General features: G+C 40.9%; 14 protein-coding genes. 8 read left to right on the top strand and 6 right to left on the bottom strand.

What is annotated here, in order from left to right; translation table 11 throughout:
• From DTK66_RS03030 to pyrE, 3 genes are read left to right on the top strand one after another with little or no spacing between them, the layout of a single operon-like run.
• Positions 1-927: a dihydroorotate dehydrogenase gene (locus tag DTK66_RS03030; RefSeq protein ID WP_191667739.1), complete on the top strand. Its 927-nt coding sequence runs from the start codon at positions 1-3 to the stop codon at positions 925-927.
• Positions 909-1643 (top strand): orotidine-5'-phosphate decarboxylase, encoded by a 735-nt coding sequence (gene pyrF / locus DTK66_RS03025; protein ID WP_191667738.1) that lies wholly within the window; start codon positions 909-911, stop codon positions 1641-1643. Before DTK66_RS03030 ends, pyrF begins: the two co-directional genes overlap by 19 nt.
• 11 nt (positions 1644-1654) lie before the next feature.
• The gene (gene pyrE / locus DTK66_RS03020) at positions 1655-2296 is read left to right on the top strand and encodes an orotate phosphoribosyltransferase (protein ID WP_191667737.1); all 642 of its coding nucleotides are present in this window, start codon (positions 1655-1657) and stop codon (positions 2294-2296) included.
• A gap of 99 nt (positions 2297-2395) precedes the next feature.
• Here pyrE and DTK66_RS03015 read toward each other — a convergent pair whose 3' ends face one another.
• The 3 genes from DTK66_RS03015 to DTK66_RS03005 all read right to left on the bottom strand — a co-directional run bounded on the left by DTK66_RS03015 (position 2396) and on the right by DTK66_RS03005 (position 5198).
• The gene (locus tag DTK66_RS03015; protein WP_153930330.1) at positions 2396-3034 is read right to left on the bottom strand and encodes an HAD hydrolase-like protein; all 639 of its coding nucleotides are present in this window, start codon (positions 3032-3034) and stop codon (positions 2396-2398) included.
• Positions 3035-3121: 87 nt separating this feature from the next.
• Positions 3122-3784 (bottom strand): 3,4-dihydroxy-2-butanone-4-phosphate synthase, encoded by a 663-nt coding sequence (ribB, locus tag DTK66_RS03010; RefSeq protein WP_153930329.1) that lies wholly within the window; start codon positions 3782-3784, stop codon positions 3122-3124.
• 238 nt (positions 3785-4022) lie between these two features.
• On the bottom strand, positions 4023-5198 hold the full coding sequence (locus DTK66_RS03005) for an SAM-dependent methyltransferase (protein ID WP_191667736.1): 1176 nt from the start codon (positions 5196-5198) through the stop codon (positions 4023-4025).
• 169 nt (positions 5199-5367) lie between these two features.
• Between DTK66_RS03005 and DTK66_RS03000 the strand changes: the two genes are divergently transcribed.
• The 4 genes from DTK66_RS03000 to budA all read left to right on the top strand — a co-directional run bounded on the left by DTK66_RS03000 (position 5368) and on the right by budA (position 11062).
• Positions 5368-6411 (top strand): AI-2E family transporter, encoded by a 1044-nt coding sequence (locus DTK66_RS03000; RefSeq protein WP_153930327.1) that lies wholly within the window; start codon positions 5368-5370, stop codon positions 6409-6411.
• Between the two features lie 384 nt (positions 6412-6795).
• Positions 6796-8457, top strand: a complete 1662-nt coding sequence (locus DTK66_RS02995) for a formate--tetrahydrofolate ligase (RefSeq protein WP_153930326.1) — start codon at positions 6796-6798, stop codon at positions 8455-8457.
• Between the two features lie 190 nt (positions 8458-8647).
• Positions 8648-10327, top strand: coding sequence for an acetolactate synthase AlsS (gene alsS / locus DTK66_RS02990; RefSeq protein ID WP_191667735.1), 1680 nt, complete (start codon positions 8648-8650; stop codon positions 10325-10327).
• Positions 10328-10345: 18 nt separating this feature from the next.
• Positions 10346-11062, top strand: a complete 717-nt coding sequence (budA, locus tag DTK66_RS02985) for an acetolactate decarboxylase (protein WP_191667758.1) — start codon at positions 10346-10348, stop codon at positions 11060-11062.
• A gap of 134 nt (positions 11063-11196) precedes the next feature.
• Here budA and DTK66_RS02980 read toward each other — a convergent pair whose 3' ends face one another.
• Both DTK66_RS02980 and DTK66_RS02975 read right to left on the bottom strand, forming a co-directional pair.
• Positions 11197-12204 (bottom strand): Gfo/Idh/MocA family protein, encoded by a 1008-nt coding sequence (locus tag DTK66_RS02980; RefSeq protein ID WP_191667734.1) that lies wholly within the window; start codon positions 12202-12204, stop codon positions 11197-11199.
• Between the two features lie 3 nt (positions 12205-12207).
• Entirely contained in the window at positions 12208-13401 is a 1194-nt protein-coding gene (locus DTK66_RS02975) for an iron-containing alcohol dehydrogenase (RefSeq protein ID WP_225208972.1), read from the bottom strand.
• A gap of 144 nt (positions 13402-13545) precedes the next feature.
• Between DTK66_RS02975 and DTK66_RS02970 the strand changes: the two genes are divergently transcribed.
• The gene (locus DTK66_RS02970) at positions 13546-14427 is read left to right on the top strand and encodes an AraC family transcriptional regulator (protein WP_191667733.1); all 882 of its coding nucleotides are present in this window, start codon (positions 13546-13548) and stop codon (positions 14425-14427) included.
• Between the two features lies 1 nt (position 14428).
• Here the strand turns inward: DTK66_RS02970 and thrC are convergent, their stop codons facing one another.
• A complete protein-coding gene (thrC, locus tag DTK66_RS02965; RefSeq protein ID WP_191667732.1) occupies positions 14429-15922 on the bottom strand; it encodes a threonine synthase in 1494 nt (497 codons plus the stop codon).
• Positions 15923-16001: the final 79 nt, after the last annotated feature.

Raw genomic sequence — 16001 nt, 5'->3', positions numbered from 1 at the left:
ATGCAATTAGCAAACCGGCTAGCAGTGGAACTTCCAGGTCTATCGTTAAAAAATCCGGTAATTGCTGCAAGTGGAACATGTGGTTATGGGCAGGAAACTGCAAAGGTATATAATCTGAATAATTTAGGATCATTAGTATTAAAATCAACGACGCTTAAACCACGCCAAGGTAATCCCCGACCGCGTGTCTGTGAAACCACGGCTGGTTGGCTGAACGCAAATGGCCTTCAGAATGTGGGCATTGCTGTGGCAACTAATGAGAAAATTCCATGGTTGCGGGATAACTTCCCGCAACTACCAATTATCGCTAGTGCTGCAGGATTTTCTGAAGACGAATATGTTGCGGTTGTAGCGCGGTTAGCGGATACTGCGGGGGTAAAAGCGATTGAATTAAATGTTTCCTGTCCTAACGTTAAGCACGGTGGGCTGGCGATGGGAACTGATCCAGAAGTACTTCAAAGATTAACGGCAAGAGTAGTAAAGGTAGCTCACGGAATCCCGATTTATGTCAAGTTAACACCAAATGTCACCAACATTGTACCCTTAGCTAAGGCGGCAGAACGTGGCGGTGCAAACGGCTTAACCATGATTAACACGCTTACGGGCTTGAGCATTAACCTTAAAACGCGGCGTCCAGTATTAGCAAATGTGACGGGCGGCTTATCAGGTCCAGCGCTTAAACCACTAGCTTTGCGAATGATTCACCAAGTTCGTCAAGTATCGTCATTGCCAATTATTGGCGTTGGCGGGATTGAATCTGCTGAAGATGTGCTGGAATTTATGATGGCGGGAGCGAATGCAATCGAAGTTGGTGCCGCCAGTTTCCACGATCCGCTAGCGTGTCTTAAGATTATTGCTGATTTACCAGTAGTGATGGATCGTTACGGAATAAAAAAACTAACTGACTTATGGGAGGTAAGGTTTTGAAACGCTTTGTGCCAATGGTAGCGATTGATGTTGCAACTAAACAAGAAGCAATTAGCTTATTTGACCAGTTAATGACTGCTGATCCCCAACCAATTGTAAAAATTGGCATGGAACTATATTACGGTTTAGGTCAAGCAATTGTTCAAGAAGCTAAGAAACGAGACTTTAAGGTTTTCTTAGATTTAAAACTATATGACATTCCCCATACTGTTCAGCGGGCAATGACAGCGATTGGCCGGCTCGGTGTTGACTTTACGACAATCCATGCTGCTGGCGGGAGTGAAATGCTACAGGCCGGGCTGAGTGGCTTGAATGAAGGAGCAAAAGAAGCGGGGCTCATCCCTGCTAAGTTATTGGCAATTACGCAGCTGACATCAATTGATGACCAGATTCTTCATGCGCAGCAGCATGTAGATTTATCCCTAATCGAATCAGTTCAAAACTATGCGAAGCTTGCTGAACAAGCCGGTTTAGCTGGTGTTGTCTGTTCAGCTCATGAAATAAAAGCAATTCGTAAAGTAACGGGAGCTAACTTCTTATGTATAACTCCGGGCATTCGTCCAGTTCAAGCAGTTAAAGATGATCAAAAACGAGTAGTAACCCCCGCTCAAGCGCGACAAAATGGCAGTAATGGAATTGTAGTTGGCCGACCAATTACACAAAGCAATGTGCCTGTAACGGCCTACCGCCAAATCGCCCAAGCATTTTTAGGATAAGGAGAAAAATAATGACATATTCACAACGTGTTGCTCAAGCCCTGCTAGATATTCATGCAGTAACCCTCAGCCCAGATAAGCCGTTTACCTGGGCAAGCGGACTCCAAGCTCCGATTTACACTGATAACCGATTAACGATTTCATATCCCGTAGTTCGTCAAGCAATTTTTAATGGAATGGTTGAGCAAATAAAACTTCATTTTAGTGATGTGGAAGTAATTGCGGGAACCGCGACGGCTGGAATCCCCCATGCAGCGTGGGTCGCCCAAACGATGGAACTACCATTGATTTATGTGCGAACGAAACCCAAGGGCCACGGTCAAGGCAAGCAGATTGAAGGTACGCTTAAAGAAGGACAACGGGTGGTTGTAATTGATGACCTAATTTCAACTGGTGGTAGTGTCCTAAATGCTGTGCGTGCGGTAAATAATGCTGGCGGGAAAGTCGTGGGAGTTATTGCAGCCTTTACATATGGGTTATCCGCGGCTACGCAAAATTTTATGGCAAATGGGTTAAAATATTACGCTGTTACAGATTATATGACGTTGATTAATGTTGCAAAGGAAGCTAATGAAATTAGTGATGAGCATTTAAAGTCGTTACAGGAATGGCGAAATGACCCCCTAAGGTGGAGCAAGCAACATGCTTCATAATTAAAAGAGGGATTATGATACAAAAATCTATTTACTAGTTAAAATCCGAACGTAAAAGAACTTCAGAGCGCGGGGAGACCGAACTCTGAAGTTCTATTTTTATTGCTTATCTTCCCATACTTTTTGCAACATGGGGTAACGGAGATCACCAACTTGGACTACTTGGTAATCAGCAGCGGTTAATTTAGCCGCATCACCAATTCCAATAGCAACGGCATCAGCGTTATGAATAGCTAGTAGTTGTTTGGCAGTGGTGCCAATTCCAATGCAGTCACTACCGACTAAATTCATTTTCTCAATTGCAGCTGAATAAGGATTATCAGCAGTAGTTTGGATAATTTCATCGACATAATTGTCAAGACCAACTTGTTTGAGGATTGATTGTGCATCCCCGGTTGAATCAATAACTGCAATTTTGACATAGTGGTCATAAAGGTTGAGGAGGAGGCGTTTAATCCCTGGAAGCTGGTCGTCTTCGCGGAGATCATCAGCACTTTCTTCCAGCATCTGCTGCCATTCAGCGATCATTGCAGCTTTTTCATTCGCATCTGGCGTGGTATTAAAATGTTTTAAGACTAGGGCAAGCCCTTCTGCTGGCGTTGTATTTGCAAATTGGCTAGTGAGTTTGCCCGGAAGTCCCATTCCAAATTCATACATGGCAAATTTTTGCCAGGCTGCAAATGCTAGCTTATTAGAGTCAATGAAAATATTATTAAATGAAAAAATCGCGCCTTCCATGTTTCTTACGTCCCTTCGTATCAAATTACTAAGTTTATTTTAGCGTAATTAAAAATGAAAGGGAATACATGGTGCGCGACTTATTAATTAGGCATGAATTTTAGAACTATTAGCCGCGTAAGCAATCTTTTTAGTATCCATATATTCAGTAATTTGATTAATAGTAATGAACGGGACTTGGGTGCGATTGGCAAGTTCAAATAGGCTGTCACGGCGAGCCATTGTTCCATCGCTTTTGAGTACTTCAATAATGACAGCAACTGGCGGTTTACCAGCTAAGTATGCGAGGTCAACGGCTGCTTCAGTATGGCCTGTCCGGTCACGCAAGCCCCGGGGTTGAGCGTATAGTGGTTGAATGTGTCCTGGACGATTAAAATCGGTAGCTTTAGCATCTGGTTTAGCGATTTGTCGAATGGTTGCGGCACGATCAAAAGCAGATACTCCAGTTGTAACGCCAGTTGCTTCTAAAGTACCATCAATCGTGACCATGAATGGTGTTTGGTGTGGATCGGTACTATGCTTTACCATCGGCCGAAATGCGAGCCGGTCAGCGATATCTTCACTGACTGGTACACACATTAGACCATTGGCTTCGTTTAACATTTCGTAAACCGTGCTGGCATCGATTCCATCACCGAGTGCAACAAGATCGCCTTCATTTTCGCGGCTTTCGTCATCAGCTAAAATAATGTATCCGCCATTTACTAAATGATTTAGTGCATCTTCGACAGTTGAGAATTGACTTTGCATAATTTGAATAGCTCCTTTGCAATTTGAAAAGTAACAGGACAACAACATTCGAATGTGTCACTATAATAACGAACTATTTTATTTAAATCAACCTGTTTATAAAATAAATAACGAACTTTATTAAGGTAAATAATAATTAAAGTTAATAAAAAGAGCGTGATAGAAGCCGTTTATGACTTCATCTTCACGCCCCTTTGTGTACTGCGCAATGTTAAGAGCCTTATGTCACAGCTCCTTGTTATTTTGTCATATAGTCACGCGTCATCGGCAAATCCTTGCCAGATGGGCCCTTAGTAATTAAGTACTGAATAACGTCAATATTTCCTGATTCAAATGATGCAGCACATGCTTGGAGATAAAGATCCCACATTCGTGTGAAACGTTCACCCATCATATCAAGAATCTGCGCTCGGTGTTCATTGAAGTTCATATCCCAAATTTCAAGCGTCCGTTGGTAGTGACGCCGAAGCATTTCAATATCAGCAATTTGCATATGGTTTTCTTCGATATGCCCGATCATTTCTTCGAGGCCGGGGATGTAGCCGCCGGGGAAGATGTATTTATTAATCCAGCCGTTATAAGCTCCACCTTGCTGGCGAGTAATCCCGTGGATTAAAGCCACCCCGTCATCGGCAAGGTAACCTTGAATATCTTTGAAGTAAAGACCAAGATTTTCTTTACCGACGTGTTCAAACATGCCGACTGAAGTAATGTAGTCCCACTTTTGGTCACCAAGTTCACGGTAATCAATTAGCTTGACTTCAGCCACATCTTGAAGGCCTTCATCTTCAATTCGGTTCTTAACTAGCCGGTATTGTTCTTCACTTAGGGTAACACCAGTAACTTTTAACCCGTATTCCTTAGCAGCAGTTAACATCAAGGTCCCCCAGCCACAGCCAATATCAAGTAAAGTCTTACCTGGTTTGGGATCGAGTTTCTTTAGGATGTGGTGAACCTTATCAATTTGCGCTTTTGTAAGGTCATCGTGGTTGCCGTTAGTAAAGTAGGCGCATGAGTAAGTTAAAGTATCGTCAAGCCACAATTTATAAAAATCATTACCAACATCGTAGTGGCTTTGAACGTCGTTTTCACTTTCCTTTTCTGAGTGACCTTGTTTAGGGAGGAACTTACGGAATTTAGAACTCCGCATAAAGCTGTCGGCACTCTCATACGCTGACTCGATTAATGCTTGAATACTACCTTGGATTTCAATCTTTTTATCCATGTAGGCTTCCCCGAGGGCAATCGAGGCGTTCTTGGTAATATCACGAATCGGAATTTTCTCCTTAAAAGTGATTGTTACTTCTGGGGTTCCGTCACCATAAATGACACTTGAACCATCCCAAAACACAATCTTTACGGGAATAGTAAATGAGTGCTTTAATAATGACTTGTAGAACGTCTTTTCTAACATGAAACGCTTCCTTCTTTCTCCAATAATAGTACTTATTATAACACCCTTAAAATAAAAGTGTTTTAAGACAATTTTAGAAAAATATTTCGTGAGAAAGCGGTAAAATTAATTGTTGGAGAAATAAAAGCTTGATATTATGCTAATTAAGAGAAAAACGGGAGATGGTTAGATGACAGAAGCATGGCACCATTTCATTGAAAATGTGAAGTTGCGCCGTTTTACAGTCTTGTTATTGATTGTGATTGTACTATGGTTAATGCGGTCAATGATGAACTTGATATTATTCACCTTTATTTTGACATACCTTGTAGTAAACTGGGTCCGACTGGTACAACGCTGGTTACCACGGTTATCGACATCAATAACCGTGGTTGCGACCTATGCCTTTTTACTGATTGTATTATATTTAGGGGTAACTCGTTATTTACCTATTTTGTCCCACCAAGTGGTGAAAATGGTTAATTCAGTGGTGAAATTCTATAGTACCCATCAAGCAACTATGATTTACCGTTATATTAATCATTACGTAAGTACCGCCACGATTATGACCCAAGTTCGGCATGGGTTAACGATTGCGGTAAGCACCTTAACGAGTATCGGGGCAATTACTGTTTCATTTGTAATGTCACTAATTCTGAGTTTCTTCTATACTTTAGAATTAAAGCAAATGAATGAATTTTCTCATAGTTTCTTAGATAGCGACTTCGGTTGGTTTTTCCAAGATATCGATTATTTTGGTAAAAAATTTGTAAACACATTCGGTGTTGTTCTTGAAGCACAATTCTTTATCGCTATTTGTAACACCGTTATTACGACAATCGGCTTACTTTTTATGAAGATGCCGCAAATTTTTGCGCTATCACTGATTGTGTTTATCTTTAGCTTAGTGCCAGTTGCCGGGGTGATTATTTCAACGATTCCGTTAGCGATGGTCGGTTATTCTGTCGGAGGTGTACGGGATGTTGTCTATATTATTATTATGATTATCATCATCCATACTTTGGAAGCGTATGTTCTTAATCCGAAATTTATGTCGAGCCGCACGGACCTACCAATTTTTTACACTTTCATCGTACTATTGATTGGTGAAAATCTGTTTGGCACCTGGGGACTAATTGTCGGCGTTCCTATTTTTACCTTTTTGTTAGATGTATTAGGCGTAAAGCCGATTCATGGGCCAAAGAGAGCAAAAAAACGAAGTGGGCAAGCTTAAAAAACGAGAAGAACAGGGAGAAGAGACAAGGCGGTTGACTTAGAATGATGATTAGCACGTTACGGGCTGATGATCATTCGTTAAAGTAGTTGCGGCTAGAAAATAAAAGTTTTTTCGCAGCTTCGTCTTCATGCCCTCCCCGCATACACAAAGAGGACTCTAGTGTTCGGTTTTTTCCGAATACTAGAGCCCTTTTGTATCCTACGCTATAGAATTTTAAATTATGCAGGATCCCTATATCATAACTAATTTTTCCGAACTATTCATTGAATTATCGAACGTAAAGTTGATTATTGTCGAACTTATTTCCCTAAATTAATGAAAAAGTATTTTGTTAGTGTATAATAAAATTGAGTTAGTTCACTAGAAAGGAAGTTGATATTCATGACAGATATTGAAATTGCAGACCAGGCGACCCTTGAACCTATTACGCAAATTGCGGACAAATTAGGCCTTTCAGCCGATCAAATTGAACAATACGGTAAGTACAAGGCCAAAATTGATTTAAACGTAAAATCATTACCAAATAAAAAACATAAGCTAATTTTGGTTACTTCGATCAATCCAACCCCAGCTGGCGAAGGAAAATCGACCGTTTTAATTGGGCTGGGGGATGCGATGAACCAATTAAACTATCAAACAACGATTGCCATGCGTGAACCATCGATGGGACCAGTTTTTGGAATTAAAGGTGGTGCTACTGGTGGGGGCTATAGCCAAGTAGTGCCGATGGAAGATATCAACTTAAACTTTACTGGTGATCTGCATGCGTTAACAAGTGCCAACAATACTTTGGCAGCGTTAATCGATAATTACATCATGCGTGATAATGAGATGAATTTAGATCCGCGACGGGTTATTTGGAAGCGGGTTGAAGATGTTAATGACCGAGCATTACGGCATATTATCACCGGACTTGGCGGCCCGATGGCAGGTGTTCCACGTGAAACAGGTTTTGATATTACTGCCGCTTCAGAATTAATGGCCATTCTATGCCTTTCTACCAGCTTGCATGACTTGAAACAACGGATTAGCCGAATCGTCGTTGGATATACATATGACAAGGAACCTGTTACAGTTGGTCAGCTTAATTTTCAAGATGCGATTACGATTATCTTAAAGGATGCCTTAAAGCCTAACCTTGTTCAAACTCTCGACCACACGCCAACAATTATTCATGGTGGTCCGTTTGCTAACATTGCGCACGGTTGTAATAGTGTTCTTGCCACGCAGACTGCCTTAAACCTATCTGATTACACGGTTACTGAAGCTGGCTTCGGTGCGGATTTAGGTGGGGAAAAGTTCCTTGATATTAAGCAACGTGTTCTTGGCAAGCACCCTGATGCAATTGTGATTGTCGCAACTGTACGGGCTCTCGAATACAATGGCGGGGCTAAGCTTGCGGACTTAAATGAAGAACAGCTAGCTGCCCTTCAAAAGGGGATGGCTAATCTTAATCGTCATATCAAAAATATGCAGCTTTATGGGTTGCCGATTGTGGTTGCCATCAATCATTTTGTTACTGATACTGATAAAGAAATTCAAATGATTAAGGATAACTGTGCCAAGCAAAATGTTGAAGCAATTTTAACTGATGCGTGGGCAAAGGGGGGTGCCGGTACTCATGACCTTGCCAATAAGGTCGTTGAGCTTGCTGACAGTCCAAGTGAATTTACCCATATTTATGATGTTCAAGTTGACGACTTACAAACTAAGCTTGAGAAGATTGCTAAACAGATTTATGGGGCCAAGGAAGTATCGTTTAGCCGAAAAGCGCAGAACCAACTAAAACGTTTTGCTGACTATGGGTGGAATGATTTGCCAGTATGTATTGCCAAGACCCAGTATTCATTTACCGATGATCAAAAGCAATTGGGAGCACCAACCGACTTTGTCTTCCATATTCGGGAATTAGTGCCAAAGATTGGTGCGGGTTTTGTTGTGGCATTAGCTGGTAACATGATGACCATGCCTGGTTTGCCAAAGGAACCAGCGGCGGTAAACATGACTATTGATGATAATGGTAAAATTACCGGTTTATTTTAATAATTAACGTTGAAGCATCGATTGTGCAATTTGCTACATCGGTGCTTTTTTCACAAACTTTAAGCGGTAAAGAAGCCGAGATTATTGTCTTAATGCTTATGTGAACATACTGGCTTTCTTGTGAAAAAGAGGAATAAGGCTTACAGTAGAAATATAATGTTCTAAAAGTTTTTGGAGAGGTGAAGATCTAATGGAAAAGAAAATCCATGGTGCAGATGTTGTAGTTGATAGCCTAAGAAAACATGGGATTGACCTTGTTTTTGGTATTCCCGGCGCAAAGATTGACCGATTATTTGAAGCGTTAGACGGTCAGGGCAGTGATGACGCACCAAAGTTAATTGTTACCCGTCATGAACAAAATGCGGCCTTTATGGCTCAGGCCTATGGACGATTAACTGGTAAAACTGGGGTTGCTATTACCACGTCCGGTCCCGGAGTGGGGAATCTCGCGACAGGTCTAATGACGGCAAATGCTGAAGGCGACCCGTTGCTGGCAATTGGGGGTCAGGTCCAACGAAAAGACCTTCATCGGGCAACCCACCAGAGCACGCCGTCAACTGAAATTATGGCACCAATTACCCAGTACAGTGCTGAAATTCAAGACCCCAATAATATTTCAGAAATCATGGCAAATGCTTTTGAAGCAAGTCAGGATGCACGAAAAGGAGCAGCTTTTGTTAGCCTCCCTCAAGATGTAGATGATGCAGAGGTAACTGAAAAGCCATTACCAATCTACGAGACACCTAAGATGGGACCTGCTGATTCAAATGACTTGCAAAAGTTGGTTGAATTAATTAAACATAGTCAAATGCCAGTTATCTTGGTTGGTCAACGGGGGGCAGATGAAGAAATAACTGTTGCATTACGGCAACTGCTCAGTGATTATTCATTGCCGGTTGTTGAAACTTATCAAGCAGCGGGCGTCGTTTCACGTGAATTAGAACAGCAATCTTACTTTGGGCGGGTCGGATTATTCAGAAACCAAGTTGGTGACCAATTGCTTCAACAAAGCGATCTTGTAATTACAGTCGGATATGACCCAATCGAATATGAACCACGGAACTGGAACAAGGAAAACCAGTTGCGAATTGTTAACCTTGATACTTTACCAGCACAAATTGATAATCACTTTACCCCGATTATGCAATTAGTTGGCAATATTGCCACAAGTTTAAGTGAGCTTGATAAGCTTTTGAAGGGTTATAAGTACCCGCAAAGTGCGACTAATCAATTGATTGAGTACAAGCAACAACTTGATCAAGATAAAAAACTTCAAGCGCCAGCCAGCAATGGAGCTAGTCATCCCTTGGCTGTTGTTCAAGCAATCCAGGAAAATGTTACTGACGATATGCGGGTTGCGTTAGATGTCGGTTCACATTATATCTGGATGGCTCGGCACTTCCGGTGCTACCAGCCACGACACCTGCTAATTAGTAATGGGATGCAAACATTAGGTGTTGGGTTACCATGGGCAATGGTTGCCGCAATGCTTTATCCTGCGCATAAGGCTGTTGCTGTTTGTGGTGATGGTGGTTTCCTCTTCTCAGGAGCAGAATTAGCAACGGCGGTTCAACATCATCTTAATGTTGTTACGATTGTTTGGAACGACGGCGGTCACTACGACATGGTGAAGTTCCAAGAAGAAATGAAATATCCCGAAGCAGCCGGAGTAAAATTTGGTGATGTTGATATTGTTAAGTATGCGGAAAGCTTTGGTGCAACAGGTTTACGGGTCGAAAAACCAGCTGATCTTTCTAAAGTAATGAAGCAAGCATTTAATATTGACGGCCCGGTTGTTGTTGATATTCCGGTTGATTATTCAAATAATAAAGAATTAGCAGCTAATTTAATTGATTCACAACTTGGTTAATGGAAGGATCTGATATTTATCACAACATTATATGAACACGGTACGTTAGCCTCGTTAATGGCCGGAAACTTTGATGGAACAATTACCGTTGGTGACCTCTTAAAGCACGGTTCAACCGGAATTGGTACTTTGACGGGGCTTGATGGTGAGGTTGTAATTTTAGACAACGAAGTATATCAGGCGGTTTCGAGTGGCAAAGTAAATCATATTACTGGTATGGATGCAACGATGCCATTTGCGTCGGTCCACTTTCCTGCAGAGCAACAAAGCGTGACATTAAGAGATGTTAATTTTGCTAAATTGAATAACGATTTTGTAAAAGCCCACAAACTTAATAACGTTTTTGCGTTCTTAAAGTTAAGTGGAAATTTTGAACATGTTAAGATTCGAATTGCACCTAAGCAGGAAAAACCGTACCCTACCTTGCTTGAAGTGGCGCAGCACCAACCAGAATTTAGGGCAGCAAATATTTCGGGAACGATTCTGGGATATTATGCACCAGCAATTTTTGGGACAATTACGGCTGCTGGCTGGCATTTACACTTTATTAGTGATGATCGTCAATTTGCTGGTCATCTTCTTGCATTTGATGCTACTGAATTAACAGGGAGCTTTGAAGTGTTCGATAATTTAGAGCAGCATTTGCCGATTAATAATAAAGAATTTCGTGAGAGTACGGTTGATATGAGCACGCTACGCGAAGGAATTGCTAAGTCGGAAGGAAACGCAGAATAAAAGCTTGAAACATAAATAGGACTTCAAAGTTCGAATTACCGAGCTTTGGAGTCCTATTGCGTCCTACGCTATTTATACGTTAATCGGGAAAATAAGTTTCTTGCCTTATCTCATTATTTAATGGAATTATTAACTTAATAGTCACTTGGGAAAACGATATTTGCAGATTTGCGAAGTCGATACAGGGTCATATTAACAATTTTAGCTAATTCAAGCCAATGTTGATAATTAGCCTGTTGTTGCGGAGATTCTAGCTTAGTAAAAACTGCTGCAAAATCATTTAGTTCATCAGTCATAGTGTTTGCCAAGTAGTGGTTATTAATTATTTGCATGTCGCCGTGATCGTTAGAATAAGTTACTTTCTTAGTATCGAAAATACTATCAATTACTAGGGTATCGCGAAGTCCATAGATTTCGGAATTATTATGCGTAGTAGTTGTCTTTCCCGTATTAACGATTACATTGTAATTTGGATATTGTAATAACGCTGTGCCCTTAAGATCAATCGTTGTTTCTTTAGAAAGAGTTGCAAAATAATTTACGTTTAGCGGCTTGCCAAAAAGAGCGACGGCAGCGTAGATTCCGTAACCCCCCATATCCATTAAGGCACCACCAGCAAATTTTCGCCGAAAGATATTGGGGTAAGGAGCAGGCTGGTTAAAAACGTGATCATAACGTGACGAATACTTCATAGCATAAAATTCAGCACCTTGGATATGGCCCATCTGGAGGAGTTGTTGTTGAATACTATGGAAAAGAGGTGTATGGATGTGTCGTGCTGCTTCAACTAACCGTGCCTGTGGATGGGCTGCTAATAAGTCTTCAATTGCTGCAAATTCTTGAGGGTTTACAAAAGCTGGTTTTTCAACAATTACATAGAGATTGTTTTTAATTGCTAAAGCTGCTTGTTGGTAATGTAAACTATTTGGCGATGCAATATAAACAACATCAAATGTCCCACTGTGCATAAAAGCATGTAAATTATCAAAAAAGAATCGGGCGCCATATTTCTTGCCGAACACTTTGGCCGTGCTAAGCTTACGTGAATATACAGCAGTAAGTTGATACTTGCCGGTATCTTGGGCGGCATGAATCATTTGGTCAGAAATAGTATGAGTTCCAATAATTCCTAATCTTAACATAAGTTAAATCTCCTGATTAGCCATTTTGTAGATCTGTACCATATCGTCATAATAGAGAACTTTAGCTGATCCTTTATGGCCGCCCGTTGCATTAGAACATGATTTAGCCATTTCCATAATTTGGATTTCACGGGGGTGAATTCCTAATTCCGCAAAATTAGTAGGCATCCCAATCGAGTGGTAAAATTCAACCATTTTATCAATCCCAGCTAAAGCAATCTCTTCATCAGTACCTTGTTTTTGAACTCCCATTACATTTTTGGCAAACTTTACAAAACGAGGCAAGTCATTTTGGTAGACATACCGCGCCCAGCTTGGCCAGATTGCAGCGAGTCCAGCCCCGTGGGTTACATTAAACATTCCACTAACTTCGTGTTCAAGCATATGGGTTGCAAAATCCCCGCCATCATTTCCACAACCAGTTAAATTATTATGGGAGAGTGAACCAGCCCACATTACTTCTGCACGGGCATCGTAATTTTGGGGATCATGATGTAATAAAAGGGCATTCTCTTTAACGGTTCTTAAAAGCCCTTCGGCAATTGCATCTGTTAATTCCATGTTACCGCCATTAGTGAAATAACGTTCCATGGTGTGCATCATGATATCGGTTGCACCACACTCAGTTTGAAAATCGGGGAGGTTAAGCGTTAATTCTGGATTCATAATCGCAAATTTTGGTCGAGCCAAGTCATCATCATAGGCTCGCTTTTCTTCATTCTTTTCATTTGTAATTACGGCTCCCATGCTTGTTTCACTACCAGCAGCGGCAATTGTTAATACTGAAGCAACTGGTAAACATGCCTTCGCATTACGCTGATGTTCAAAGAGTTCCCAAACATCCTTTTCGGGCTCGGCTAATCCATAGGCAATTGCCTTAGCAGTATCAATAACGGATCCACCACCGATAGCAAGAAGGAAATCAATTTTTTCACGTTTACCAAGTGCAATTCCTTCGTAGACTTTACCTAGCTGTGGATTAGGAACAATCCCATTCAATAAATGATAATTAATATTTGCGCTTTCTAAGGAGGTCGTTACCTCTTTTAACAATCCGTTTTTAACAATTCGATCGCTTCCGTAGACAATTAAGACGTTATGGCCATGGTATTTTTTAACGTATTTCCCAGTATCTTTTTGGGTTCCTTTACCAAAAAGAACTTCAGTAGGTGAATAAAAGTCAAAATTATGAATCATATTATTACCTTCCTTGTATTTAAGAGTATGACTAAATTTTACAGGGAAAGACGGGTTGTTCATATAAAAATCCTGCCGTATATTATAAATATAAAGACAGGATTAGGAATTTTTTTATATTATAGGGAAAGGACATTATTTAAGATGAAAAAAATACCATTTATTCAAGATGCAAATGATGTTGAACATATTGCGGGGATCACAAACGCCTTTCCATATACAATGCATCGTCGTGATTTAACTACTGATGTTATCCCCTGGCACTGGCACGAAGAAGTAGAATTTAACTATGCTTATCAAGGAACAATTGAAATTCAGACTTTTGATCAGACATATATAATTAAACAAGGAGAAGCCTATTTTATTAACACGAACGTAATGGACAAAAAGCAAAAAGCTGCAGGAGCTTCTAAAACGATTGAACACGCTCACCTTTTTCATCCGATTTTACTTGGTGGGTATTTTAATAGTGCTTTTTTCACGAAATACTTAAACCCTGTTTTAAAAAATCGTTCCGTTGAGGTTTTAGTGATTCGGGAATCTAACCCGACTGGCAAAAAGTTTATCAGCCTGCTTCATCAGCTAACGGAATTGGCAGACCAGGTTGATAAGGAATTTGAAATTCGTAATCTCCTTTCGCAAGCCTGGTTAACGCTAATCGCTGAAATCAGCTTTCAAGAACAGCATCGACGATTAAAAGTCAGCCCACGTGAACGAAGTAAAAGTATTTTAGCGTACTTGCATCAACACTATGCGGAAAAAGTAACAATTAATGACATTGCAACTGCGGTAAATGTCAGTCCCAAAGAATGTATTCGGTCATTTAAAAAGAATCTTCATCAGACGCCGGTTGAGTATTTATTGAACTATCGGATTGAGCAGGCCAAAAAACTATTGCGTCAGTCAGAACTTTCAATCACAGATATTGCTCTGCAAACCGGCTTTAGTACGAGTGCCTATTTTAGTAAATTATTTAAGGAACATACGGGATTGACGCCGCGAGAATATCGTCGCCAACAATTGTGAGTTATTTTAAGTTTAAAATTTTACTAATTAATGATTCCATTTCTGCTGGATTTATAACTTTTTCTTGACGCGGTGTTTGGACAATTAAGGATTGCACCCCCGCACTAAGCTGATCGCCTAAAAAATCATGTAATTGTTGGAGAGCAGGAAGACCGCTTTGCTTGACCTGTTGATTAGTTAGGGCGTGATAGACGGTTTCGGGGAATTTATACGGACTAGCAGTTGAAACGATCACGGTTGGCGTTGTGTCACGGCTTTGCTGTTGGTATTGATATGTTACGTGGGATGCGACTGCAGTATGCGGGTCGATCACGTACCCGTCATTTAGGTATACGCGCTTGATTTCAGCTTCCACTTCATCAGGGGTTGCATAGCCAGCCACAAATTGTTGTTGAAGCTTAGCAAATACGGCTGGGCTTACTTGGTAGTGACCATTAGTTGATAATTGCTTCATTAATTGAGCGATCGTTACGCAATCTTCATCGTAAAGATCAAAGAGAAGACGTTCTAGATTGCTTGATACTAGGATATCCATTGCGGGTGAATTAGTCAGATAAAATTTACGTTGGCGGTCGTATTTTCCGCTTTGGAAGAAGTCGGTTAATACATTGTTTTCATTCGAAGCACAAAGAAGTTTGTTAATCGGTAACCCTAGTTTTTTAGCGTAGTAACCAGCGAGGATATCCCCAAAATTACCAGTGGGAACAGTGAAATTGACTTTATCGCCTAGCTGGATTGCGCCTGTTTGAACAAGTTGCCCGTAAGCCGCAAAATAATATACGATTTGGGGAATCAGGCGTCCGATATTCATTGAATTAGCAGAAGAGAAACAGTAATTATTTTGCGCGAGCCGAACATTGAATGCATGGTCGTTAAAGATATGTTTAACGCTTGTTTGCGCATCATCGAAATTACCTTTAATTGCGATTGCGTGAAGGTTTGTTCCCGGTTGACTTAGCATTTGCCGCAATTGAACCGGACTAACTCCGCCCGCGGGATAAAAGACAATTACCCGTGTCCCTTGTTGATTGCTAAATCCCCGCATTGAGGCTGTTCCAGTGTCACCAGAAGTTGCAGTAAGGATGACGATTTGCTTTTCTAGTTGAGTATCTTGAGCTGCCTGGGCCATTAACCGCGGTAACATTTGGAGGGCGATATCCTTAAACGCCAGGGTAGGTCCATGAAAGAGCTCCAGATAATAATTTCCCGCGTGTTTGGAAGACAAGGGAGCAATTAAGTGATCATCCCACTGGTCACCATAAGCTGCGGTGGTACTTTTTAGTAGTTGGTCGCTTGTAAAATCATCAAAAAACCAACTAAGAATAGTGGCAGCAAGCTGTTGGTATGGCAATGAGGTTAAGGAAGCAAGATTATAGCTTGGTTGAGGAAAATGAAGCGGTACATAAAGACCGCCGTCTGGAGCGAGTCCCTGTAAGATAGCAGTTGGTGATTTTAAGATTGTTGATAAATCTCCTTGAGTGCTGCGGTAGTCCATGATAGTTCCTCCTATTTCAACGGTAATTTTATTTTTAATTGTATATTTCTTATATGCTATGGTACAATGCTGAAAATGA

Origin of the sequence: Limosilactobacillus walteri (assembly GCF_014830205.1) — a bacterium.
Lineage (GTDB): Bacteria > Bacillota > Bacilli > Lactobacillales > Lactobacillaceae > Limosilactobacillus > Limosilactobacillus walteri.
Note: the sequence above shows the minus strand (reverse complement) of the source record. Positions and strands in the feature narration are given on the sequence as shown.